The organism is Sphingobium sp. D43FB, assembly GCF_002312805.1.
Taxonomy (GTDB): domain Bacteria; phylum Pseudomonadota; class Alphaproteobacteria; order Sphingomonadales; family Sphingomonadaceae; genus Sphingobium.
In genome coordinates, this window is the sequence record NZ_NMUA01000020.1 from 15,141 (window position 1) to 37,508 (window position 22,368).

Annotated in this window: 24 protein-coding genes and 1 tRNA gene; 19 read left to right on the top strand and 6 right to left on the bottom strand. The window is 63.8% G+C overall.

What is annotated here, in order from left to right; all coding sequences use genetic code 11:
- Positions 1-4 precede the first annotated feature (4 nt).
- The 3 genes from SxD43FB_RS16135 to SxD43FB_RS16145 all read right to left on the bottom strand — a co-directional run bounded on the left by SxD43FB_RS16135 (position 5) and on the right by SxD43FB_RS16145 (position 2,717).
- Positions 5-79: transfer RNA gene (locus SxD43FB_RS16135), tRNA-Glu, on the bottom strand.
- Positions 80-378: 299 nt separating this feature from the next.
- Positions 379-1,167: a SapC family protein gene (locus SxD43FB_RS16140; protein WP_096063069.1), complete on the bottom strand. Its 789-nt coding sequence runs from the start codon at positions 1,165-1,167 to the stop codon at positions 379-381.
- A gap of 110 nt (positions 1,168-1,277) precedes the next feature.
- Entirely contained in the window at positions 1,278-2,717 is a 1,440-nt protein-coding gene (locus tag SxD43FB_RS16145) for an FAD-binding oxidoreductase (RefSeq protein WP_096063070.1), read from the bottom strand.
- Between the two features lie 77 nt (positions 2,718-2,794).
- Between SxD43FB_RS16145 and SxD43FB_RS16150 the strand changes: the two genes are divergently transcribed.
- From SxD43FB_RS16150 to SxD43FB_RS16160, 3 genes are all read left to right on the top strand, one after another.
- Positions 2,795-3,223, top strand: a complete 429-nt coding sequence (locus tag SxD43FB_RS16150) for a hypothetical protein (protein WP_096063071.1) — start codon at positions 2,795-2,797, stop codon at positions 3,221-3,223.
- A 126-nt stretch (positions 3,224-3,349) separates the two neighbouring features.
- Positions 3,350-4,819, top strand: a complete 1,470-nt coding sequence (locus SxD43FB_RS16155) for a DEAD/DEAH box helicase (RefSeq protein WP_096063072.1) — start codon at positions 3,350-3,352, stop codon at positions 4,817-4,819.
- Between the two features lie 167 nt (positions 4,820-4,986).
- Positions 4,987-5,322, top strand: coding sequence for a hypothetical protein (locus SxD43FB_RS16160; RefSeq protein ID WP_096063073.1), 336 nt, complete (start codon positions 4,987-4,989; stop codon positions 5,320-5,322).
- A gap of 70 nt (positions 5,323-5,392) precedes the next feature.
- Here SxD43FB_RS16160 and radC read toward each other — a convergent pair whose 3' ends face one another.
- Positions 5,393-6,088 carry a DNA repair protein RadC gene (gene radC, locus SxD43FB_RS16165; protein ID WP_096063112.1) on the bottom strand — a complete coding sequence of 232 codons (696 nt, stop codon included), beginning with the start codon at positions 6,086-6,088 and terminating at the stop codon, positions 5,393-5,395.
- A 134-nt stretch (positions 6,089-6,222) separates the two neighbouring features.
- Here radC and SxD43FB_RS16170 point away from each other — a divergent pair, with 134 nt between their 5' ends.
- From SxD43FB_RS16170 to SxD43FB_RS16205, 8 genes are all read left to right on the top strand, one after another.
- Positions 6,223-9,456, top strand: a complete 3,234-nt coding sequence (locus tag SxD43FB_RS16170; protein WP_096063074.1) for a YdbH domain-containing protein — start codon at positions 6,223-6,225, stop codon at positions 9,454-9,456.
- Positions 9,453-9,641, top strand: coding sequence for a YnbE family lipoprotein (locus SxD43FB_RS16175; protein ID WP_096063075.1), 189 nt, complete (start codon positions 9,453-9,455; stop codon positions 9,639-9,641). Before SxD43FB_RS16170 ends, SxD43FB_RS16175 begins: the two co-directional genes overlap by 4 nt.
- Positions 9,638-10,039 carry a YdbL family protein gene (locus SxD43FB_RS16180; protein ID WP_096063076.1) on the top strand — a complete coding sequence of 134 codons (402 nt, stop codon included), beginning with the start codon at positions 9,638-9,640 and terminating at the stop codon, positions 10,037-10,039. The genes SxD43FB_RS16175 and SxD43FB_RS16180 overlap by 4 nt, the downstream gene beginning before the upstream one ends.
- A 171-nt stretch (positions 10,040-10,210) precedes the next feature.
- The gene (locus SxD43FB_RS16185; protein WP_037475633.1) at positions 10,211-10,534 is read left to right on the top strand and encodes an AtpZ/AtpI family protein; all 324 of its coding nucleotides are present in this window, start codon (positions 10,211-10,213) and stop codon (positions 10,532-10,534) included.
- A gap of 49 nt (positions 10,535-10,583) precedes the next feature.
- On the top strand, positions 10,584-11,369 hold the full coding sequence (locus SxD43FB_RS16190) for a F0F1 ATP synthase subunit A (RefSeq protein ID WP_096063077.1): 786 nt from the start codon (positions 10,584-10,586) through the stop codon (positions 11,367-11,369).
- A 53-nt stretch (positions 11,370-11,422) separates the two neighbouring features.
- Positions 11,423-11,650, top strand: a complete 228-nt coding sequence (locus tag SxD43FB_RS16195) for a F0F1 ATP synthase subunit C (protein WP_006961951.1) — start codon at positions 11,423-11,425, stop codon at positions 11,648-11,650.
- Between the two features lie 84 nt (positions 11,651-11,734).
- Positions 11,735-12,229: an ATPase gene (locus SxD43FB_RS16200; RefSeq protein ID WP_069066327.1), complete on the top strand. Its 495-nt coding sequence runs from the start codon at positions 11,735-11,737 to the stop codon at positions 12,227-12,229.
- The gene (locus tag SxD43FB_RS16205; RefSeq protein ID WP_096063078.1) at positions 12,222-12,836 is read left to right on the top strand and encodes a F0F1 ATP synthase subunit B; all 615 of its coding nucleotides are present in this window, start codon (positions 12,222-12,224) and stop codon (positions 12,834-12,836) included. The genes SxD43FB_RS16200 and SxD43FB_RS16205 overlap by 8 nt, the downstream gene beginning before the upstream one ends.
- A 15-nt stretch (positions 12,837-12,851) precedes the next feature.
- On the opposite strand, the gene SxD43FB_RS16210 is transcribed toward SxD43FB_RS16205, so the two are convergent.
- The gene (locus SxD43FB_RS16210) at positions 12,852-13,952 is read right to left on the bottom strand and encodes an NAD(P)-dependent alcohol dehydrogenase (RefSeq protein WP_096063079.1); all 1,101 of its coding nucleotides are present in this window, start codon (positions 13,950-13,952) and stop codon (positions 12,852-12,854) included.
- 195 nt (positions 13,953-14,147) lie between these two features.
- On the opposite strand from SxD43FB_RS16210, the gene uvrC reads away from it, so the two are divergent.
- The 8 genes from uvrC (at position 14,148) to SxD43FB_RS16245 (ending at position 21,037) form a co-directional block, all read left to right on the top strand.
- The gene (uvrC, locus tag SxD43FB_RS16215) at positions 14,148-16,064 is read left to right on the top strand and encodes an excinuclease ABC subunit UvrC (protein ID WP_096063080.1); all 1,917 of its coding nucleotides are present in this window, start codon (positions 14,148-14,150) and stop codon (positions 16,062-16,064) included.
- A 208-nt stretch (positions 16,065-16,272) separates the two neighbouring features.
- Entirely contained in the window at positions 16,273-16,446 is a 174-nt protein-coding gene (locus tag SxD43FB_RS25305) for a hypothetical protein (protein ID WP_156106190.1), read from the top strand.
- A gap of 68 nt (positions 16,447-16,514) precedes the next feature.
- A complete protein-coding gene (locus tag SxD43FB_RS16220) occupies positions 16,515-16,724 on the top strand; it encodes a hypothetical protein (RefSeq protein WP_037475622.1) in 210 nt (69 codons plus the stop codon).
- A gap of 41 nt (positions 16,725-16,765) precedes the next feature.
- Positions 16,766-17,500, top strand: coding sequence for a DNA repair protein RecO (gene recO / locus SxD43FB_RS16225; RefSeq protein ID WP_096063113.1), 735 nt, complete (start codon positions 16,766-16,768; stop codon positions 17,498-17,500).
- Between the two features lie 51 nt (positions 17,501-17,551).
- A complete protein-coding gene (leuB, locus tag SxD43FB_RS16230; protein ID WP_037475620.1) occupies positions 17,552-18,598 on the top strand; it encodes a 3-isopropylmalate dehydrogenase in 1,047 nt (348 codons plus the stop codon).
- A 10-nt stretch (positions 18,599-18,608) separates the two neighbouring features.
- The gene (metZ, locus tag SxD43FB_RS16235) at positions 18,609-19,817 is read left to right on the top strand and encodes an O-succinylhomoserine sulfhydrylase (protein WP_096063114.1); all 1,209 of its coding nucleotides are present in this window, start codon (positions 18,609-18,611) and stop codon (positions 19,815-19,817) included.
- A 33-nt stretch (positions 19,818-19,850) separates the two neighbouring features.
- Complete coding sequence (gene apaG, locus SxD43FB_RS16240) at positions 19,851-20,249, top strand: Co2+/Mg2+ efflux protein ApaG (RefSeq protein WP_096063081.1); 399 nt, start codon at positions 19,851-19,853, stop codon at positions 20,247-20,249.
- The gene (locus SxD43FB_RS16245; RefSeq protein WP_096063082.1) at positions 20,246-21,037 is read left to right on the top strand and encodes a LysR family transcriptional regulator; all 792 of its coding nucleotides are present in this window, start codon (positions 20,246-20,248) and stop codon (positions 21,035-21,037) included. The genes apaG and SxD43FB_RS16245 overlap by 4 nt, the downstream gene beginning before the upstream one ends.
- A gap of 14 nt (positions 21,038-21,051) precedes the next feature.
- On the opposite strand, the gene SxD43FB_RS16250 is transcribed toward SxD43FB_RS16245, so the two are convergent.
- Complete coding sequence (locus tag SxD43FB_RS16250; RefSeq protein WP_255245758.1) at positions 21,052-22,308, bottom strand: serine hydrolase; 1,257 nt, start codon at positions 22,306-22,308, stop codon at positions 21,052-21,054.
- Positions 22,309-22,368: the final 60 nt, after the last annotated feature.

The window sequence follows — 22,368 nt, forward strand, 5'->3', positions numbered from 1 at the left end:
TAATTGGTGACCCCTACGAGAATCGAACTCGTGCTTCAGCCGTGAGAGGGCCGCGTCCTAACCGCTAGACGAAGGGGCCATGGGACCGCGCTCAGGCGGTCGGCAGAGGCGCGCTTTAGGAAGGCGGGGTAATCGCGTCAAGCGAAACAGCGTCCCACCACCAAGCAAGCCTCATAAAAAACCACCCCATGCAGAGCATGGGGTGGCCAAGGTTCAGGGAGGAGACGCCTCCAAAGGGGGAGGCGCCCATACGATACACCCGAAAGGGGGGCAGGTGCACCGCATGATTGATAGATAGGGCAGGATGCTTCGCCTTACAAGGGGGGAAGCAACGCCCTTTCTATCAATTATTTGAACCGTTTCGGGTTAATATCGGGTTCAGGCTTCGGCAGGCTGCGGTGCGGCGGGAAGGGCGATAGGGCCCTTGCCCTGCGAAACCTGCGTTTCGAAAATCTCGCGCATCAATTGCAGCGAGAAGAGATGGGCGTAGATCAGCGGCAGCATGCCGTTCTGGTTGATCTTGCGTAGCTGGTCGCCGCGCATGTCGCGCAGCTTTTCCTCGTTGATCATGCGGAAGCCGCGATAGACGAAGGGCTGTTCGTTGACCGGCGTCTGGATCGACACTTCGCCATCCATCAGCAGGTCCATTTCCTGCAATTCGCGCACGAACTGGCTGGTGCGCGCGGCGGCCTGCTCGAAATCTTCGCAGAATTTCAGAACGCCCTGGGTCAGTTCGCTCGGCTTGCCGTCCTGGAACAGCGCGGTGCCCTCCTCGAACGCGCCGATCGCCGAGCTGGTCGGGTCGAAGCACAGCGACAATTCCTCGCTGTCGGGACGCAGCTTGGCCAGCATCCAGGGATAGCGACGGACATAGGCCGGAACATAGGCGGGGCCGCGCAGCTTGCCTTCGTCATCGACAAAGACGTTCACGCCTTCGTTCAGGCCCATCAGCGCCAGCGGCACCGAATCGGCGCCCGACGAAAAGATGATCGGCACGAAGCGCTGGGCCGACACGAATTCGTCGATCGTCAACGGCACGGCATGCTGGCTGACCAGGAACGGCGCAGCGTCGACCGTACGGCTATGAAAATCGATATGGTCCACGCTGCTGAGCGGCAGCAGGTCGTTGTAGAAGATCGGCAGATTGTTCGCGGGCGCGCTGGCCATGATCAAATATCCATTCTTGCAGGCAGCGGTTTTTCAGGCACGCCGCAGGTCCGATGATTGGGGCAGGGCGATAATCACCTTGGCGACGCCGTGCAATCGCTTTGTCGCACTCAGGCTTCTCCGGGCAGTGGTATCAGCTTGCCGGGGTTCATGATGCCCTTGGGATCGAACGCCGTCTTGATCGCGCGCAGCGCGCCGATCCGCGCGGGGCTTGCCAGTCGTCCGAGTTCCGCGCGCTTCATCTGGCCGATGCCATGTTCGGCGGAGATCGATCCGCCCGCCGCCACCACCGCATCATGGACGAAGCCATTGATCGCCTGGCCCTGCGCCGCGATCCAGGCCGGGCCGTCGCTGGTGCCCTTTGGCGCGCGGACATGGAAATGCACATTGCCATCGCCCAGATGCCCGAAGGAAGAGGCGGTCGTGCCAGGAAAGCGCGCCTGCGCCGCCTGCGCCGCGTCGATCATGAAGGCCGGCATCCGTGCGACGGGCACGCTGATGTCATATTGCAGCGCTGGCCCTTGCACCTTTTCCGATTCCGACAGGGATTCGCGGATGCGCCAGAAAGCATCGGCCTGCGCCTCGTTCGCAGCGATGGCCGCGTCGATCGCCAGCCCCCGCTCGAACGCATCGGCCAGCGCCTGTTCCAGCCGCTCGGCGGGGCTGGGATCGTTCAGGTCGGGGTGGTCAACCTCGATCAGCACATGCCAGGGCGTGCGCGTCTCGATCGGGCTACGCGTGCCGGGGATGTGCCCCAGCACGAAGCCCAGCGTCTCATCGGCGATCACCTCGAACCCCTCGACACTGTCACCCAGTTGCGCCTCGACCAGGCGCAGCAGCGCCAGCGCATCGGCAGGGGAGGCGACGCCGACCCAGCCGACCGCGCGGGCGGCAATGGCGGGGACCAGTCGCAACGCCGCCGCTGTGACGATACCCAGCGTGCCTTCCGCACCGATCAGCAATTGCTTGATGTCATAGCCGCGATTGTCTTTCTTCAGCGCATCCAGCCCATCGAAGATGCTCCCGTCAGGCAGCACCGCCTCCACCCCCTCGACCAGCGCGCGCATCGTGCCGTGGCGCAGTACCTGCGTGCCGCCTGCGTTGGTGGACACCAGCCCGCCGATCGTCGCCGATCCCTTGGCGCCCAGGCTCAGCGGAAAGCGCCGCCCCACAGCCTCCGCTGCGTCATGCAGCACGCTTAGGATCACACCCGCCTCGCACACCGCCAGATTATCGTCGGCCGACAGGCTGCGGATCGCATTCATCCGCCGCAGCGACAGGATCAGCGCCGATCCATCGACGGGCGGCGTCGCGCCCCCGACCATCGACGTATTGCCCCCCTGCGGCACCAACGCGACGCCCAGTTCGGCGGCCAGCGCGACTGTCGCCGCCACCTCCTGCGTCGACGCAGGCGCCAGGATCGCTGCCGCGTCACCATGATAACGCCCGCGCCAGTCGCTGGTCCATGGCGCGATGTCGTCCGGGTCGGTGACGACGCCCTTGGGGCCAAGCAGCGCAGCGAAGCGCGCAATGATATCCTGTCCAATCATGGGACCGTCTATGCGCGCAAATTCATCGACGGTTCAACCACTCGTCGATAGCGTGCCATTCCCATAAGGGGTCCGCTTTGTTTCATTCCATCCTGCTACTGCTTGCCGCGCCCGGCGCGCAGCCCGTGCAATGGGCGCAATTGACCATCGAGCGGCGCGTCATCATGCGCGTGCCCATGGTCCGCAAGGGCAAGGCGCCCGCGCGCATCACGCCCGATGCCGCCGATGACTGGGACGAGAAGAAGGGGCCGCGCTGCGTCGCGCTCCGCTCGATTCGCGCCGCCAGCATCATCGTGCGCAATGGCGTCGATCTCATCCTCGCCGATCAGCATCGCTACCGTGCGCGGCTAGAAAAGGGGTGCGATTCGGCGGGCTTCTATTCCGGCTTCTATGTCGAACCGGATGCGGACGGCTCGCTCTGTTCGGGACGCGACGAATTGCAGGCGCGCAGCGGCATGAGCTGTGCGATCGACAGTTTCCGCCGCCTCGTCGCCGCCGACGACTGATTGCGATCCTCAAGGCCCCGAATTACGGGATTTTCTTGACAAGTGGCCGATATTTCCGCAATGCGCGGCCGATTTCCATCGTGCGGACTGGCAGGATGGGGCAACCTCCTGTTCCCGGACCATTGAATGACTTTTGCCGATCTCGGCCTTTCCGACGAATTGCTCAGGGCCGTAACCGAATCCGGTTACGACACGCCCACCCCCATTCAGGCGCAGGCAATTCCTTCCGTCCTGATGATGCGCGACATCATCGGCATTGCGCAGACGGGAACGGGCAAGACGGCCAGCTTCGTGCTGCCGATGATCGACATTCTCGCCCATGGCCGCAGCCGCGCTCGGATGCCGCGCTCGCTGATCCTGGAGCCGACCCGCGAACTCGCCGCTCAGGTGGCGGAAAATTTCGAGAAATACGGCAAATATCACAAGCTTTCGATGGCGCTGCTCATCGGTGGCGTGTCGATGGGCGACCAGTTGGCGGCGCTCGAAAAGGGCGTCGACGTGCTGATCGCAACGCCGGGTCGTCTGATGGACCTGTTCGGTCGTGGCAAGATCATGCTCAACGGCTGTTCGCTGCTGGTCATCGACGAAGCCGACCGGATGCTCGACATGGGCTTCATTCCCGATATCGAGGAAATCTGCACCAAGCTGCCCGCGCAGCGCCAGACCTTGCTCTTTTCCGCGACCATGCCGCCGGTCATCAAGAAACTGGCCGACAAATTCCTCTCCAACCCCAAGTCGATCGAAGTCGCGCGCCCCGCCAGCGCCTCGATCAACATCACCCAGCGGTTGGTGAAGGTCGATGCGCGCAAGAAGCGGACCGTCCTCGCCAAGATGCTGGCGGAGGCCGACGTGACCAGCGCGGTTATCTTCTGCAACCGCAAGACCACGGTGCGGGATCTGAACAAGAGCCTGCAACGCGACGGCTTCAAGTCGGGCGAAATCCATGGCGACATCGACCAGGGATCGCGTATCGCCGAACTGGAACGCTTCCGCGCCGGCACCGTCAATATCTTGGTCGCGTCGGACGTCGCGGCGCGCGGGCTGGACATCAAGGGCGTCAGCCATGTGTTCAACTATGACGCCCCCTGGCACCCGGACGATTATGTCCATCGCATTGGTCGCACCGGCCGCGCGGGTGCATCGGGCGTCGCCTACACCTTCGTCACTGAAGCGGATGCCGAAGCGATCGACAATATCCAGAAGCTGATCGGCACCAAGATCGAAGTCGTCGGCGCGGCCGAAGCGATTGCTGCGGCTGAACCGGCAAAAAGCGAAGCGACAGAAGAAGCCCCGCGCCGCGCCCCACGCGGCCGCAAGCCCGCCCGTGCCAAGGAACCGCAGGTCGAAGCGCCCAGCGAAGCCGCGCCGCCCCGCGAAGAACAGCCCGTCACGGCGGAGCCCGCCGCCGAACCGATCCGCGAAGCCCGCCCACCCCGCACCGAACGCCCCCGCGAAGAACCAAGAGACCGCCCCGCCGCCGCCCCGCGCGCGCCGCAGCCAAATCGTGGCCGCCGCAACGAGATGGCCGATGACGGTCCCGATGATGGCTGGAACGGCCCGGTTCCCGAATTCCTGAACTTCGGCTTCGACGCCTGAATTTGGGGAGCGACGGGCTTTGCGCCTGTCGGCCGACGCGCAAGCTCAGCGTGACACGGGCAAACCATAAACCAACCTTGTCCCCCCTCCCGCAAGCGGTAGGGGCAACTGATGCGGCCATAAGCAACCGACCAGTTGCAGGAGTTAGTTCATGCGGTCATAAATCCATGATGCAGAAATATAGTCGTTACGTGATCTTAGCTTTGATCGCGCTGCTCATCGCGGCTGGATTGACAATTGCAAAGCTCTATCCACTGGCAAACTCTGTTGTTATCCAGCCGGGGGATGCATCCGTCGTGAGCAAAGCTATGAGCGATGCGCAAAAGCTATTCCGCACGGAATCCATCAATAATGCGTCCAGATTGCCTTTGGTCATGCGAATGTCTGACCGAATATGCGTTGAGTTGCGTCCGTATTCCAATGACCCTGCTGGCACCTACTTGGCTTGTTACGATAATCGCAGCGGTCACTTGATCGAGGAACAGGCGATAGGCGGTTATTGAACGGCCGAAAAACGATGAAAAATCGCCAAAACCGGACGATCCACTCCCCACCCAAAACCGCCACATCCCCTCACAATAACCCCTTAGCCCGCATGCTCACATGCCCCTGTGCGCCGACGATGATATGGTCATGCACGGCGATATTCAGCCGCTTGCCCGCCTCGATGATCTGCCGCGTCACGTCTATATCCTGGCGGCTGGGTTCGGGCGAACCGCTGGGGTGGTTGTGGACCAGGATCAGCGCCGCGGACCCCAGGTCGATGGCGCGTCGTATAACCTCGCGGACATAGATTGCCGCCTGATCGATTGAGCCATCGCCCATATTCTCGTCGCGGATCAGCATGTTGCGGGTGTTGAGATGTAGCACGCGTACGCGTTCCACCCCCAGATGCGCCATGTCGGCGCGCAGATAGTCGAGCAATGCCTGCCAACTCGCCAGCACCGGCCGCGCCGCGACCTCGTTGCGGAGCATCCGCAGCGCGCTCGCCTGCACGATCTTGATCGCGGCAACGCTGGTGTCGCCCATGCCCGGCACCCGCGCAATCGCATGCCAGTCCGCCGCCATCAGCCCGCCTATGCCGCCAAATTCGCGCAATAACGCCTTGGCCAGCGGCTTGGTGTCGCGCCGGGGGATCGCCAACGCCAGCAGATATTCGATCAGTTCATGATCGTGCAGCGCGTCGCCGCCCGTCTCCGCCAGCTTCTGGCGCAGCCTTGCCCGGTGGCCTGCGCCGTCATGCGTGACTTTTGCGTCCTGCTCGGCCAAGTTCGCCCCCTTGCTACCGACCATGACGCTATGCGTTGCGGAATCGCGGGGCAAGGATATTTAGGACGGGTCGGACGTTCTGGTCCCGTCACGGACCATAGAGTGTCGCACGAAAGCCGGGGTTGGCCATAAGCATGGAAGAACAGGACGGCGAAGAGGCGATTCGCCGGGGGTGGCTGCGCTGGCTGGGTGTCGGCACGGGTACGCTTGCGCTGGTGCTGGTCGGGTTGTGGACGCAGCGCGCACCGATCGCCGAAAATTTCGTCAGCCGCGAACTCAACCGGCGCGGCGTGCGGGCCAATTACGACCTGGCCGATGTCGGCCTGCGCACCCAGCGGATCGAGGCTATCGTCCTGGGCGACCCGGCCAAACCCGATTTGACCGCCGACTGGGTGGAAGTCGATATCGCCTTTACCGGGGTGACGCCGGCCGTGGCCGCAGTGCGAGCAGGGGGCGTGCGCCTCCATGGCAGTTTCAGGGACGGTGTGCTGAACCTCGGCGAGTTGGACAAGTTCAGCGATCCCAATTCGACCGCGCCCTTCAGCCTGCCCGACATCCTCCTGTCGCTCACCGACGCCCGGCTGCGGCTGGATACCGACGCGGGCCAGGTGGGCCTGCGGATCGATGGCTCTGGCGGGTTGCAATCCGGTTTCGACGGGAAGGTCGCCGCCGTCATGCCGCGCGGGACCATGGCGGGTTGCGCGATGACCGATGGCAGCGCGCTGCTCGATATCGCCATGCGCCAAGGGCAGCCGCATCTGACCGGCCCCATCCGCGCGGGGGCTTTCGCCTGTCGCGAGGCCGCCACCGCGATCGCGCAACCCGTCGCCGTCATCGACCTGACGCTGGGCAAGGCGTTCGAACGCTGGACCGGCCATGTCGACCTGTCGGGCGAAGCGCTCAAGTCCAACGGCCTGGTTCTCGCCAGTCCCGCAGGCCGCATCGATTTCGACGGCGGCAAGGCCGGATCGCAAGGCCGCGCCCGCATCAACGCGGCCACGCTGGCGGGTGGCGGTAGTTTGATCGAGCAGGCCGCGTTAAACGGTGCGTGGACGTTCAAGAGCGATGAAGCGACGATGCAGGGCGATTTGTCGGGCCGGAACATCCGCCTCGCGTCGCGCGAATCGCTCGCCGCTTTCCGCGAATCGACGGCGGGCACCCCCGTCGCCCCGCTGGCGGTGCGCTTTGCCGACGCCATGGCGCGGGCAGGGGACAATAACCAACTCCGCACGAATTTCGCGCTCGTGCAGCGCAGTGCCAAGGGTAGCCTCGTCCTCACCAACAGCCGCCTCGCCGCCCGCAGTGGCGCGCAGGCGGCGCTCTCGCCCGACGGTCGGGTGACGCTGGGCTGGCCGGGGCAGGGGCGGGCAGCACTTGATTGGGCGCTTGACGGCGCGATCACGACGCGGGGCGGCGGCTTGCCCCAGGCCGCGCTGCGCCTGGTGCGCCGACCCGGCGGCGGCTTTGGCGGCGATCTGTTTGTTGATCCCTATGCGGCGGACAATGCGCGCCTGGCGCTCGATCGCGTCCGTTTCACCGCTGCGTCCGATGGCACGACTCGCTTCGCCACCTCGCTCCGGCTCGATGGTCCGCTGCCCGACGGCCATCTGCGCGGCCTGACGCTGCCGATCGAGGGACAACTCGCCGCCAATGGCGCGCTGCGCATCAATCCGCGCTGCGTTCCCTTCTCGGTCACCGAGGCCCGCTATGGCAGTTTCGCCGTCGGCCAGACCCGCCAGACGCTCTGCCCGCTCGACGGCGGCGCTTTATTCGCCATGGGAGCGGGCGGCATCAGCGGCGGTGCGGACATCCGCAAACTCGCCCTCTCCGGCACCAGCGGCGACAGCCCCATGCGGCTGACCGCCGACTATGCCCGTGTCGCGCTCGGTCAGACCGGCTTCACCCTGGCCAATGCTGACCTGTCGATCGGCCCGCAGGATGCCCCGGTCCATCTGACGGCCGCCAACCTGGACGGCCGCATGACAGCCAAGGGCTTTGGCGGCAAGGCCAGCGGCGCAGGCGGCCGCATCGGCACCATCCCGTTGATCATTGAGCAGGGCAATGGCGACTGGCGCTTCACCAATGGCGCGCTCGCCTTCCGCGCGGCCATGACCGTGCGTGATTCGCAGGTGCCCGCCCGCTTCATCCCGCTAGCCGTGCCGGATTTCACGCTCACGATGCAGAACAACCGGATTACCGCCACCGGCACGCTCACCGCGACACGCAATGGCGCGACGGTCGCCCGCACCGATATCGTCCATAATCTGACCACTGGCAAAGGCCATGCCGACCTGACCGTCCCCGACCTGGCTTTCGGTCCCGATCTTCAACCCGAAGACGTAACGCCGCTGGCGCTGGGCGTGGTCGCGAATGTGAAGGCCAAGGTGAACGGGCAGGGCCGGATCGACTGGACCGGCGCCGATGTGACCTCCACCGGCACCTTCCGCACCGACAATGCCAGCCTCGCCGCTGCTTTCGGTCCGGTCGAGGGGTTGAGCGGCGAACTGCGCTTCACCGACCTCATCAATCTCGTCTCCGCACCCGGTCAGGAGGCGCGAATCCAGTCCGTCAATCCGGGTATCGAAGCGCGCGACGGCATCGTCCGCTATCGGCTGGAAGCGGGGCAGAAGGTGCGGATCGAGGGCGGCGGTTGGCCCTTCTCCGGCGGCGAACTGGTGCTGCTCCCCACCACCATGGATTTCAGTGCCGACGTCGATCGCTACATGACCTTCCGCGTCATCGGCCTCGACGCGGGCGCGTTCATCCAGGCGATGGAACTGGACAATGTCTCCGCCACCGGCACGTTCGACGGCATCATGCCGCTGATCTTCAATGCCCAGGGCGGTCGTGTCGCGGGGGGCGTGCTGGTCGCGCGGCAGGAGGGGATGGCGCCGCTGCTCATGCCCGAAGGCGTGCTGCCCTCCATTCCCTGCGATCCCGCGCGACAGTCCGGCGTCCTCTCCTATGTCGGCCCGGTATCGAACGAGCAATTAGGCGTGATGGGCCGCATCGCCTTCGACGCGCTCAAGAATCTCCAATATAAATGTCTGACAATCCTGATGGATGGCGCGCTCGATGGAGAAATGGTCACGAATGTCGTGTTTAACGGCGTCAATCGCGGCCAACTCGGCGGCGCCCCCGCAGGCCTGGCGCGCAATTTCGTCGGCCTGCCTTTCCTCTTCAACGTCCGCATCTCCGCGCCATTCCGCGGGCTGATGAGTACGGCGCAGTCCGTCATCGACCCGACCCAGACGATCCGCGACGAGATCGGCAAGCAGGCTCAGGAAAAGATGCGGGCGTTGTCAGTGGAAGGGCTTGCGGTTCAGCCTGTGGACAGCGACAAGATGGCAAACGGGGAGCCGAAATGAAGAAACACGCAATCATCATGGCCGGATTGGCCGCATCGGCGCTGGGGGGCTGCATTCAGGTGAAGGCCCCCGACAAGCCGATCGAGATCAATCTGAACGTCAAGGTGCAGCAGGAAGTCGTGGTGCGCCTGCAACGCGATGCCCAGGATCTGATCCAGAATAACCCGGAGTTGTTCCCGCAATGACACGCAAGATGCTCATAATCGCCGCAGGCGCTGCCGTTGCGCTGGCCACGGGCTTCGCCATGACGGCGCCCGCCCGCGCGCAAACGGGTGCTGTCGCGTCGGCCATGGCGGCCGGAACCGTGGGCGAGCAGGCCGATGGCTATCTCGGCATTGCCGGGTCCGTCAGTGCTGATGTGCGCGCCGAAGTCGAATCGATCAACATCAAGCGCCGCGCCGCTTACACCCAGTTGGCCAGCCAGCGCGGTGTCACGGTGCAGGATGTCGCCGCCGCCACGGGCTGCCAGACGCTCAGCAGCCGGGTCAAGACCGGCCAGGCCTATCGCATCGGCGCGGGCGCATGGCAGACCAAGGGCGCAGGCGCGATCGCGCTGCCTTCCTATTGCGCGACGGCGGGCTGAAAATCCCGCTCTGGCGGACTTTTCTCCTTCCTTCGTCCAGGGCTTCATTCTCTGCCCGAACCATGGTTGACTATCCGCCATCCCCTTTCTAAACGGGCCGCGCCTTGACGGGTGCAGCCGCAAGCGCCATGCCGCCTGCCATAAGGGGTCAACCCCCGGTGGAGGACGAACATGGTTGCGGAGACACCCGGACAGGACCCGGCAGGGGAAGACGCGCGGATCGCTTCGTTGGAGGAGCGGATCGCACGGGCCGAATCTGTCGAAAAGGTCAGGCAGGGGGCTACTGAGCAAGCGGCGGACGATGGGTCTCGCCTCGGCAACAGGGTTCTTGCGGAACTGATCGGCGGTCTTGTCGGCGGTGCGTTGATCGGCTGGGTCTTAGACCGGCTGTTCGGCACATCCCCATGGCTCCTGCTCGTCTTCCTCGGTCTTGGGATCGTGGCGGCGTTCAGGAACATCATCAGATTGACGACGATAAAGCGTCCCCCGCAATAAGGGACGCTTTCTTCTTAGTCCGACGGTAAAGACGTTACAGGGGTCCAGCGTGGCAGAATCCGGCAAAATCGATCCGATGCACCAGTTTGCGATCGAACCCTTGTTCGGTACGGATCAGCTGTCGCTCGGCGGTTTCAACATCGCCTTCACCAACAGCGCGCTCTATATGGTGCTGGCCGCCATTGTGCTGTGGATCTTCGTGATCGGCGGCATGAAGCGCGAATTGGTGCCGGGTCGCTGGCAGATGGCGGTCGAATATATGACCGGCTTCATCAAGAATCTGCTGATCGCGAACGTGGGCGAGGGCGGCAAGAAGTATATCCCTTACGTCTTCTCGCTGTTCATGTTCATCCTGCTGGCAAACCTTCTGGGTCTGTTGCCGCTGGGTCTGGTCGGGCTTCACCCCTTCACCTTCACCAGCCATTTCACCGCCACCGGCGTATTGGCGATCATGAGCTTCTCGATCGTCCTGATCGTCGGCTTCGCCAAGCACGGCTTCCACTTCTTCTCGCTCTTCATCCCGCACGGCACGCCCGCGCTGATGGTGGCGCCACTCTTCCTTATCGAACTCGTCTCCTTCATGGTGCGTCCGTTCAGCCTGGGCCTGCGACTGTTCGTCGCGATGACCGCTGGCCACGTCCTGTTGAAGGTGCTTGCCGGGTTCGTCATCAACAGCGCAAACGCATCGCCCGCTCTGGGCCTGACGGTCGGCACGGCCAGCTTCATCCTGATGATCGGCATCAGCGCGCTGGAAATGCTGGTCGCGGTCATCCAGGCTTATGTGTTCGCGCTGCTGACCTCGGTCTATCTCAATGATGCCGAGAACCTGCACTGAGTTTCATCTAGTTTCGTCAACAATCACTATATTCTAACGAAGGAGTTTACGACATGGACGCAGAAGCCGCAAAGCTGCTCGGTGCTGGCCTGGCCGCCATCGGTGCGGGCATCGCTGCCCTCGGTGTGGGCAACGTGTTCAGCGCGTTCCTCGAAGGCGCGCTGCGCAATCCGGGTGCCGCTGATGGCCAGCAGGGTCGTCTGTTCATCGGTTTCGCCGCGGCGGAACTTCTGGGTCTGCTGGCGTTCGTTATCGCCATGATCCTGGTGTTCGTGGCCTGACACGCCTTACGGGACGGGCAGGGCGGCCTCCACGCCACCACGCTCGTCCCGCACTATTGACCGCGCCCTGATCGGACGGAAAAAATGCCTCAAATCGCGCAAATTGCCGAAACCTACTCCAGCCAGATTTTCTGGCTGCTGCTGACCTTCGGCTTCGTGTTCTTCGTCATCGGCCTCGGCATGGTGCCCAAGGTGCAGGGGACGGCAGACGCGCGCGACGCGAAGATCAGTGGTGATCTGGACGCGGCAAAGGCTGCCTTTGCCCGTGCCGACGAAGCCGAAGCGGACTATCGTGTCCGTGACGCGGAAAGCCGCACCGCCGCGCAGGCGATGCTGGCCAAGGCGAAGAGCGAAGCCGCCAAGGCTTCCGAAATCAAACTTGCCGCCGCCGATGCGGAGGTTGCCACGAAGATCGCGGCTGCCGAAGCCCGCATCCAGGCTGCCTCCACCGCAGCCTTGGCAGAAATCGAAACCGTCGCCGCCGAAGCAGCGCGCGACATGGTGGCTCGCATTTCCGGCGTGGAAGCGTCGGACGATGCAGCCCGCAACGCAGTAAAGGCGGCACTGGCCCATGGCTGAGGCAGCAGCACAGCATCAAGGGGGCACGCCCCCCACGCTCGACGAGGCGATCCATGCCGAAGGCATGGAGCCGGTCGGCACCGTAGCGCATGAAGGCGTGGTCCCCCACACCGATCCGGAAGCGGTCGGCATGGATGCCACCGCGTGGGTTAGCCTCGCCATGGCGGCGTTCATCGCCATCCTGCTGTTCAAGAAGGTGCCTGCCCTGATCGGCAGCGTGCTGGACGGCCGGATCGCGCAGATCAAGGAACAACTGGCCGAAGCGACCCGCCTGCGGGCCGAAGCCGAAGCGCTCAAGGGCGAATATGAAGCCAAGCTGGCCGCTGCGGCCGGTGAAGCCGACGCCATGCGCACGGCGGCCGAGCATGAAGCCGAAGGCCTGATCGCCGATGCCAAGCTGAACGCCGATGCGCTGATCGTCCGCCGCCAGAAGATGGCCGAGGACAAGATCGGCGCCGCCGAACGCGCCGCCATCGTCGCCATTCGTGCAAAGGCCGTGAATGCCGCCACCACGGCCGCAGCGGTTCTGATCGCACAGGGTCATGATGCGCAGGCGGACAAGGCGCTGGTCGACCGCGCAATCACGGGGCTCGGCACGATCAACTAAGTCCGTCCATCTGGATTAGATAAAAAGACCGGCACAGACATCTGTGCCGGTCTTTTTCTTATACCAGGCTGCCAATGTCGCGTTGTCGATCACGAAGCGATATTTGACGTCGCTTTTCTGCATCCGGTCATAGGCGTTTTCGATGTCCTGAATGCGGATCATCTCGATATCCGCGACGATGCCCTTCTCCGCGCAGAAATCGAGCATTTCCTGCGTTTCGGCGAGGCCGCCGATCAGCGACCCGGCAATGGCCTTGCGGCCAAATATGAGCGCGCCGATATTGGGTGACGGGTGGGGATGCTCAGGGACACCCAGCATGCACATCGTGCCGTCGCGCTTTAGCAGCGCCGTGAAGGCATCCAGCTCATGGCTCGCGGCAACCGCATTGACGATCAGGTCGAAACTGCCGACATGCGCGGCCATCTCGTCGGGATTGCGCGAGACGACGACTTCGTCTGCGCCCAGGTCCAGCGCATCCTGCCGCTTGGATTCGGATGTGGTGAAGGCGACGGTATGCGCGCCCATCGCATGGGCGAGCTTGACCCCCATGTGGCCCAGGCCACCGATGCCGACGATGCCAACCTTCTTGCCCGGTCCGGTATTCCAGTGGCGCAGCGGCGAATAGGTGGTGATGCCGGCACAGAGCAGTGGCGCGACGGCGGCAAGCTGATCGACGGGGTGACTGATCTTCAGCACGAAATGGTCATTGACGACGATCTGCTGCGAATAGCCGCCCAGCGTATGGCCGGGCGCGTCGTCGGTCTTGCCATTATAGGTGCCGGTCCACCCCTTTTCGCAATAATTTTCCAGATCTTCTTCGCAGCTGGCGCATGTGCGGCAGCTATCGACCAGACAGCCCACGCCCACGACATCGCCCACCTTGAAGCGGGACACCTCTGCCCCGACCGCCCGGACATGGCCGACGATTTCGTGACCCGGAACACATGGGTAAAGCGTGCCGCCCCATTCGGCGCGAACCTGATGCAGGTCGGAATGGCAGACGCCACAATAGGCGATGTCGATTTGCACATCGCGCGGACCTACCGCGCGCCGTTCAATCGTCATGGGTTCTAGGGGTTTGTCGCCAGCAGGGGCGCCATAGGCAAGGAGAGCCATGGGGGAATATCCTTCAATGAAGAGAGCATGCAACAATCCCACGGGATAGAGGGATGATGGCGATGCATATGTAGGAACGATGGGCGGCCGGGGTTAGGCCCAGCAGACCATCTTGACCGATGATTTGCTCGCCGATCGCGAAACAGGTCGAAGCGCGCCCATTGTCATATTCGCCACCACCGCTATTTCATCCCCATGTCGCAACCCCAATCTCCCGACCGTTTCAACGAAGACAAGGCGAGCTATACGGTGCGTGGGTCCGGCGCGCCCGATCTCGATCAGGGCGTCGAGGCGATCCGCACCACGCTCAAGACGCTGCCGACCCGGCCCGGCGTCTATCGGATGCACGATACACGCGGCGATGTGCTCTATATCGGCAAGGCCCGCGCGCTCAAGAATCGCGTCGCCAACTATACCCAGGTCGACCGGCTGCCCCGGCGGCTCCAGCGGATGGTCGCGCAGACCCGCTCGATGACCATCGTCACCACCAACAGCGAAGCGGAAGCCTTGCTGCTGGAAGCGCAACTGATCAAGCGCTACCGCCCGCCCTATAATGTCCTGCTGCGCGACGATAAAAGCTTCCCCTTCATCCTGCTGCGGGAAGATCATGCGTTTCCGCGCGTCCAGAAACATCGCGGCGCGCGTAAGGCACAGGGCCGCTATTATGGCCCCTTCGCCAGCGCCGGCTCGGTCACGCGAACGATCAACGCGCTGCAAAAACTGTTCCTGCTCCGCTCTTGCACCGACAGTTTCTTCGCCAATCGATCGCGACCCTGTCTGCTCTATCAAATCAAGCGCTGCTCGGCCCCCTGTGTCGATCGGATCGACCCGGAAGGCTATGCCGAACTGGTGCGCGACGCGCAGGATTTCCTGGGTGGCAAGTCGACCGCCGTCCAGAAGAAGCTCGGCACCGCGATGCAGGCGGCGTCCGATGCGATGGACTTCGAACAGGCCGCCGTCATTCGCGACCGGCTGAAGGCCCTGACCTTCATTCAGGGAAGCCAGGCGATCAATGCCGAAGGGCTGGGCGATGCGGACATTTTCGCGCTGGCGGCGAAGGGCGGGGCGATGTGTATCCAGGCCTTCTTCATTCGCGGCGGCCAGAATTGGGGGCATCGCAGCTTCTTCCCGGTCCACACCGCCGAAGTCGCCGAAGATGAAGTGATGGCCAGTTTCATGGCGCAATTTTACGAGGAAGTGCCTCCACCCAAGCTGGTGCTGACCGACCGCGCGCCCGCCGAATGCGATCTGATCGCCCAGGCCCTGACCGAACGGATCGGCAGCAAGGTCCGCATCGAAGTCCCCCAGCGCGGCGACCGCACCCGCCTGATCAAACAGGCGCAGCGTAACGCGGTCGAAGCGCTCGACCGTCGCCTTGCGGAAACCACCAGCCAGGGCAAAGTGCTGGACGACATGGTCGAAGCCTTCGGCTTGGAGGGCATACCCGACCGTATCGAAATCTACGATAACAGCCACATTCAGGGCGCCCATGCGCTGGGCGCGATGGTCGTCGCGGGGCCGGAAGGCTTCCGCAAAAATGCCTATCGCAAGTTCAACATGAAAGACCCCGTCATCTCGAACGATGATTTCGCGATGATGCGCGATATGTTCGAACGGCGCTTTGGTCGAGCGCAACGGGAAGACCCGGATCGCGACAGCGGCGAATGGCCCGACCTTGTCCTGATCGACGGCGGCAAGGGCCAGCTATCGGCGGCGCGCACGATGCTGGAGGAAATGGGCATTGAGGACGTTACCATGATCGGCGTGGCCAAAGGGCCGCATCATGGCCGCGACGGCCGCGAAGTCTTCCACCTGATGGACGGTCGCGAAGTCACCTTCCCGATCAACCATCCCGTCCTCTTCTATCTGCAACGGCTGCGCGACGAAGCCCACCGCTTCGCCATTGGCGCGCATCGCGCCAAGCGGAGCAAGGCGATCACCGTCAGTTCGCTGGACGAGGTGCCGGGCATCGGCCCGGCCCGCAAGAAGGCGTTGCTGATGCATTTCGGCACCGCCCGCGCTGTTCGCGATGCCGCGCTGGAAGACTTGGCGCGCGCACCTGGCGTGTCCACGGCGGTAGCGCAGCAGGTCTATGACTATTTCCATGGCTGAGGCGGCGAAGGCCAGCTAGTTGCAATTCTCGTACATTATGCTACATGCACTGGGCTGACGTCCTTTGATGACGATCTATGTTTCCTCCTCCGGCCCTCAATGTGCGTGGACGAGGCCTGTCTCGAAGCCTTCGCTTCTCTTCAGTTCATGGGTCGCTCCGGCGACACTCTAGCCATGCGTTCGTTATTGCACGCCGCATGTTCATTTTATGGCGGCAAAGGCCGTCCAGGATTCGATGACTATTATTTTTCCTTCCTCTACCCGTTCTTCGCTTGCTCATGGGCTTGATCGCCTTTCGCCGACCCACCGCGTCGCATCGCCGTTGACCGGCCTGTTGAGCAACCGCGAATTGAAGAAAATCGTGGCCGACATGGTCGACTGACAGTCAGCCGGACGGTGCCGATCGCACCGTCCGGCGCTTTATCGTTACTCTCTACTGAAAGGCACATTATGAGCAGGGAAACCCTCAAACCATTTTTGATCAGCAAGAATGAAGAAGGCGCATTCCGCCTGACCGTCCGCGACACCCGCTTCAATTCGCAGGGCTATCCGATCGTCACCGCGACGATGCAGGACGAGATTTTCAAGTCGGCCTCGGCTGCCCGCGCCTATGCGCGTGATAATTTCAAGGCCGAACCGGGCCAATATTCGACCAAGTAAGCCGACAGGATAGCGGGCGGATGCGTAGCTAAGGCCGATTGGTGCCAACGCTTGTCACCCCCGCTCTCGTCTGCGCCTTGCGCCCCCATGGCGAACATGGGGCCATCGCCCGCCTGCTGACGCCTGACCATGGTCTGGTTGCAGGCTATGTGCGCGGTGGACGATCCCGCCTGATGCGGCCCGTGCTCTTGCCGGGCAATAGTGTCATGGCGACATTCCGCGCCCGGACCGAGGATCAACTCGCCGGGCTGACGGTCGAAATGGCGCATAGCCGCGCGCCCCTTCACGCTGAACCTCTACCCGCCGCCGCGATCGACTGGAGCTGCGCGCTCACCGCCGCTGCCCTGTCCGAAGGCACGCCACATCCTGCGCTATATCGCGCGCTTGACGGCGTGCTGGGTGCCATTGAGGCGGCACCGGCGGCACGCGGCTGGGCCGTCGCGCTGGTGCGCTACGAATTGCTACTGCTGGCGGAACTGGGCTTCGGCCTCGACCTCAGCCGCTGCGCCGCTTTGGGCGATGCCGACGATCTCGCCTATGTCAGCCCGCGCAGCGCCGCTGCGGTCAGCCGTGCGGGCGCGGTCGGTTATGAACATCTGCTCCTGCCGTTGCCGCCGTTCCTGCTGGCGGGCGGAACGGGCGAATGGACAGACATCATGGATGGCTTTGCCCTGACCGGCTTCTTCCTGGAGCGTTCGGTCCTGACCGATCGGCGCATCGATATATTGGCCGCGCGCGAAAGGCTGGTCGATCGCCTGAAAAGGGCGGTTGCCTGACTGTCCCTGCTTCCATAAGGGGCAAGCGACCTATTTGGTAAGGAGCTGCCCATGTTGATCGCCCTGTTTCCCGGAGATGGCATCGGTCCCGAAATCGTCGATCAGGCGAAGCGGGTGCTGGATGCGCTGGCGATCGACGGGCTGACCTATGAGCACGGGCTGGTCGGCGGCGCTGCTTACAAGGCGGTCGGTCACCCCCTGCCGCCTGAAACGCTGGAGATCGCCAAACGGGCCGACGCCATCCTCTTTGGTGCCGTCGGCGATCCCGATTGCGACGCGCTCGAACGCCATTTGCGCCCGGAACAGGCGATCCTGGGTTTGCGCAAGGAACTCGGCCTGTTCTCTAACCTCCGCCCAGCCAAGGTTTTCCCCGAACTGGCCGGCGAATCCGCACTCAAGCCCGAAGTCGCCGGCGCGATCGACCTGCTGATCGTGCGCGAGACCAATGGCGACGTCTATTTCGGCGAAAAGGGGTTCCGCACCACCGCCGATGGCCAGCGCGAAGGCTATGACGTCATGTCCTATAATGAGGGCGAGGTGCGCCGCATCGCCCATGCCGGTTTCCAGGCCGCCCGCGCCCGGCGCGGCAAGCTCTGTTCGGTGGACAAGGCCAATGTGCTGGAAACCAGCCAGCTATGGCGCGACGTGGTGATCGAAGTGTCGGCCGACTATCCCGACGTCGCCCTCAGCCATATGTATGTCGATAACGCCGCGATGCAGCTCGTCCGCAACCCCGGCCAGTTCGACGTGATCGTCACCGGCAACCTGTTCGGCGATATCTTGTCGGATCAGGCGAGCATGTGCGTGGGATCGATCGGGATGCTCGCATCGGCGACGCTCAACGGCAGCGGGCAAGGGCTGTATGAACCCATCCACGGCTCCGCCCCCGACATTGCGGGCACCGGCAAGGCCAATCCGCTCGCGACGGTGCTGTCGGCGGCGATGCTGCTGCGCTATTCGCTGGGCATGGCCGATCAGGCCGACCGGATCGAACGGGCCGTCGCCAAGGCTTTGGCAAACGGCGCGCGCAGCCCCGATCTGGGCGGCACGATGAATACGGTGGAAATGGGTGACGCGGTGCTGGCGGCGCTGGACTGAGGAACAGACGATGAAGCGGAAAAGCGGGCAAGACCCAGAAATCACCAAGCATTGGAAGCCCGCGACGATCGCGGTGCGGGGCGGCACGGCGCGCACCGAATATGGCGAAACGTCCGAAGCGCTCTTCCTGAGCAGCGGCTATTGCTATGACCGGGCGGAGGATGCCGCGGCGCGCTTTGCCGGTGAGCAGCAGGGCATGACCTATAGCCGCCTGCAGAACCCCACGGTCGAGATGCTGGAACAGCGTATCGCACTGCTGGAAGGGGCCGAGGCCTGCCGCGCTACTGCGACCGGGATGGCGGCGATGACGGCCGCCTTGCTGTGCCAATTGTCGGCGGGCGACCATGTCGTCGCAGGCAAGGCATTGTTCGGCTCCTGCCGCTGGCTGACCGACACGCTGCTGCCCAAATTCGGGATCGAAACGACCACGGTGGATGCCACCGACAATGCGGCATGGGAAGCCGCGATCCGGCCCAATACCAAGGTCTTCTTCTTCGAAACTCCCGCCAATCCGACGATGGACGTCGCCGACATGGCGGCGATCTGCGCCATTGCCAAGGCGCATGGCATCACCAGCGTCGTCGACAATGCCTTCGCCACCCCTGCGCTCCAGCGGCCGATGGAATTTGGTGCCGACGTCGTGGCCTATAGCGCGACCAAGATGATGGACGGGCAGGGCCGGGTGCTGGCCGGCGCGATCTGTGGCACGCGGGAATGGATCACCACTACGCTGCTGCCCTTCCATCGCAACACCGGGCCGACGCTCAGCGCTTTCAACGCCTGGGTCGTGCTCAAGGGGCTGGAGACGCTGGACCTTCGGATCAGGCGGCAGAGCGAAAATGCGCTCAAGGTCGCCAAATTTCTGGAAAGCCGTGTCGCCAAAGTGCTGTATCCGGGGCTGGAGAGCCACCCGCAACATGCGCTGGCGATGCGCCAGATGGAGATGGCCGGGCCGATCTTCTCGCTCTATGTCGGCGGTGGTCGGGCGGAAGCGCATGGGCTGCTCAACGGGCTGCAACTGGTCGATATCAGCAACAATATCGGCGATTCGCGATCGCTGATGACGCATCCGGCTTCGACCACGCATTTTGGCATGGCGGAGGCCGCGCGACTGGAAGTCGGAATCACCGAAGACATGCTACGGCTCAATGTCGGGCTGGAGGATGCGGACGATGTGATCGCCGATCTGGATCAGGCATTGCGGACGATCGGGCGTTGACGGGCAAGGGGGTAAGGGCGCATTCGTAAGACCGTGAACGCACTTTTCCCCTTCCACGCCAAGACGCAGGACGTCATCGTCCATGTCGCCGTCTCCTTCTTGCCCGAACAATCGGAGCCGGACCGGGGCCGCTGGTTCTGGGCCTATCATATCCGCATCGAAAATCAGGGGACACAGCCGGTCCAGTTGCTCACCCGTCATTGGGTCATCACCGACGGGCGCGGTGCCCAGCATCGGGTCGATGGCGACGGCGTGGTCGGCGAACAGCCGGTGGTCCAGCCGGGCAAAAGCTATGATTATGTGTCCGGCTGTCCGCTCAATACCCCGACCGGATCGATGAAGGGCAGCTACCGCATGATCGGCCTCAGCGGCGAGACGTTCGAGGTCGCCATCCCTCATTTCGCGCTGATTGCGCCTGCGGTGGCCGAATGAAGCGGACGCATTTGCCGCTCAACGGCCTGCGCGTGCTGGATGCGGCGGCACGGCATTTATCGTTCACGCGCGCGGCCGACGAACTGGCGGTAACGCCAGCGGCGGTTGGTCAGCAGATTCGGGCGCTGGAAGATTTGCTGGGCGTGGTGCTGTTCCGCCGCACGCCCAAGGGGCTGGAACTGACGCCCGAAACCGAAGCGGGGCTGGATGCCCTACGCGCCGGTTTCCTGGAGTTTGAAGATGCCGTGCGGGCGATGCAGGCAGGCCAGGCCAGCAGCGCGCTGACCATCGCCGCGCCGCGCGACATCACCGCCAAATGGCTCCAGCCGCGCCTGGCTGCCTATGCCGCGCACCAGCCCGACTTGACGTTCCAATTGATCGCAGCGGACGAGGCGCTGGACTTTACCGAAGCCAATCTCGACCTCGCACTGCGTCTTATTGACGCGGCAGGCGAGCATGAGGGGGTCAAGCTGGGCGAGGCGGCCTTCGTCACGGTGGAAGCCGCGCAGGGCGGGCCGGAACAGCGGATCGACTGGCCCGGCTGCCCGGCGGGGGACAAGCCCGCGATCATCCGGGTGGCCGATGGCGGGCTGGCGATCGAGGCGGCGGCCAATGGCTTTGGCCGGGCGCGTGTGCCGTTGCTCCTGGTACAGGCCGATCTGGCGGCAGGCCGGGTGCGGCAGGTCGGGGAGGCGATGCCGAGTTTGCTCAGCTACTGGCTGATCGCGCCCTTGCCGCAATGGCGGCAAAAGAAGGTCAAGGCGCTGGTTGAAGCGCTGCTGGCCTAATCACAGGCCAACGCTTATTCGGCCAGCAGGTTGAGTGCGCGCGTCGTCAGCGCGACGAAGCGCGGTTCGTCCAGGCGGGCGGCGGGATTGTTCCAGCTCGCACTCAGGGCGCGCCATTGTCCGTCCTTACGTCGTGCAAGAAAGTTCATGGCCATCACGCCGGGTTCGCTACCCCCCTTATAGCCAAGATAGGCCCAGCGCCGCGCATCGGCAGGGGCGACGCCGGGTTCAATCGCCATGATCGGCAATGCGTCGCCGCCATGGATGCGCAACCAGTCGAGTTGCGCGATCATGTCGGTCGCACTGGCGAACCATTCAATATCTCCGATCGCGGTCGGGGTTTCGGCTACGCTGCCGACATCCACCTTGTCTGCGGTCAGGCGGGACGCGGCTTCGCGCAGTAGCTCCCGGCGTGCGTCGGGCGATGCCACAGCATAGCGTCCTTGGAGATCGGCATTGGCGGGCATTTTGAGCGCAAAGGCTTCGGCGGTGGTGAGCAGGGGCAACGCCTGATCCGGGTTCGCGTGCCCTGTTGTCGTAAGCATGGCATCCACCTTGTCGCGACCCAGCGCCAGCAACAGTGTATCGGTCGCGCTGTTGTCGCTTTCGGCGATCATCGCGGTGGCGAGGCTGTGCAGCGTCATCGGCGCGCGGTCTGGCCAGTGCAGCAGGCGACCCGAAAAGCTCTTCGGGCCGAGCGGAATGACGTCGCTCCATCGCCGTTCGCCAGCGCCTACGGCGCGCGCCAGTTCCGCAAGGATGGTCAGCTTGAAGCTGGAGCCGATGGCCATCGCGGTATCGGCGCGGTGCGCTTCTTGCAGTTGGGGCGGGCTGTTGCCCAATGTCGCAACCGCGAAACTGGTCGCGCCGGGGAGGGCGGCGATATCCGCCATGACCTTGGCCATGCTGTCATTGGCCGTTCGCGCGCCGACGATGCGTAGGCCCACTACGCGGCCCGGCGGCTGTGGCGCGACGACCAGCGTAAAGCCGACAGTCGCCCGTTCGTAACGGATTTCGACCTGCCCGGCAGTGGCGCTATCCTGCCGCACGGCCCCCAGTGCGAGCGGTTTGCCATGCTGCGCGCGCAGGTCGGCGGCAACGGCGCGCCAGCGATCCACAGGGACAGCATCAAGGAAGAGGGAGGAGAAATAATTGGCCTCGTCACCGGGCGATGTGAGAAGACGAAGCAGTTGTTCGGCGCGAGCTTGATAAGTGGGATTGGGGGCCGCCTGCGCAGGGAGGGCGATGCTCAACAAAAACAGAAAAACCAAGCTCAGAACCTGTCGTGCTCCTGCGAAAGCAGGAGCCCAGGGTGCTCCATCACGCACCTG

Excerpts from the sequence above, each read along its gene's own strand:
- SxD43FB_RS16140 (WP_096063069.1), bottom strand. The coding sequence starts at position 1,167 with ATGGCCAGCGCGCCCGCGAACAATCTGCCGATCTTCTACAACGACCTG.
- SxD43FB_RS16145 (WP_096063070.1), bottom strand. The coding sequence starts at position 2,717 with ATGATTGGACAGGATATCATTGCGCGCTTCGCTGCGCTGCTTGGCCCC.
- SxD43FB_RS16155 (WP_096063072.1), top strand. The coding sequence starts at position 3,350 with ATGACTTTTGCCGATCTCGGCCTTTCCGACGAATTGCTCAGGGCCGTA.
- SxD43FB_RS16160 (WP_096063073.1), top strand. The coding sequence starts at position 4,987 with ATGATGCAGAAATATAGTCGTTACGTGATCTTAGCTTTGATCGCGCTG.
- SxD43FB_RS16170 (WP_096063074.1), top strand. The coding sequence starts at position 6,223 with ATGGAAGAACAGGACGGCGAAGAGGCGATTCGCCGGGGGTGGCTGCGC.
- SxD43FB_RS16175 (WP_096063075.1), top strand. The coding sequence starts at position 9,453 with ATGAAGAAACACGCAATCATCATGGCCGGATTGGCCGCATCGGCGCTG.
- SxD43FB_RS16180 (WP_096063076.1), top strand. The coding sequence starts at position 9,638 with ATGACACGCAAGATGCTCATAATCGCCGCAGGCGCTGCCGTTGCGCTG.
- SxD43FB_RS16185 (WP_037475633.1), top strand. The coding sequence starts at position 10,211 with ATGGTTGCGGAGACACCCGGACAGGACCCGGCAGGGGAAGACGCGCGG.
- SxD43FB_RS16195 (WP_006961951.1), top strand. The coding sequence starts at position 11,423 with ATGGACGCAGAAGCCGCAAAGCTGCTCGGTGCTGGCCTGGCCGCCATC.
- SxD43FB_RS16200 (WP_069066327.1), top strand. The coding sequence starts at position 11,735 with ATGCCTCAAATCGCGCAAATTGCCGAAACCTACTCCAGCCAGATTTTC.
- SxD43FB_RS16205 (WP_096063078.1), top strand. The coding sequence starts at position 12,222 with ATGGCTGAGGCAGCAGCACAGCATCAAGGGGGCACGCCCCCCACGCTC.
- SxD43FB_RS16210 (WP_096063079.1), bottom strand. The coding sequence starts at position 13,952 with ATGGCTCTCCTTGCCTATGGCGCCCCTGCTGGCGACAAACCCCTAGAA.
- uvrC (WP_096063080.1), top strand. The coding sequence starts at position 14,148 with ATGTCGCAACCCCAATCTCCCGACCGTTTCAACGAAGACAAGGCGAGC.
- SxD43FB_RS25305 (WP_156106190.1), top strand. The coding sequence starts at position 16,273 with ATGGCGGCAAAGGCCGTCCAGGATTCGATGACTATTATTTTTCCTTCC.
- SxD43FB_RS16220 (WP_037475622.1), top strand. The coding sequence starts at position 16,515 with ATGAGCAGGGAAACCCTCAAACCATTTTTGATCAGCAAGAATGAAGAA.
- leuB (WP_037475620.1), top strand. The coding sequence starts at position 17,552 with ATGTTGATCGCCCTGTTTCCCGGAGATGGCATCGGTCCCGAAATCGTC.
- metZ (WP_096063114.1), top strand. The coding sequence starts at position 18,609 with ATGAAGCGGAAAAGCGGGCAAGACCCAGAAATCACCAAGCATTGGAAG.
- SxD43FB_RS16245 (WP_096063082.1), top strand. The coding sequence starts at position 20,246 with ATGAAGCGGACGCATTTGCCGCTCAACGGCCTGCGCGTGCTGGATGCG.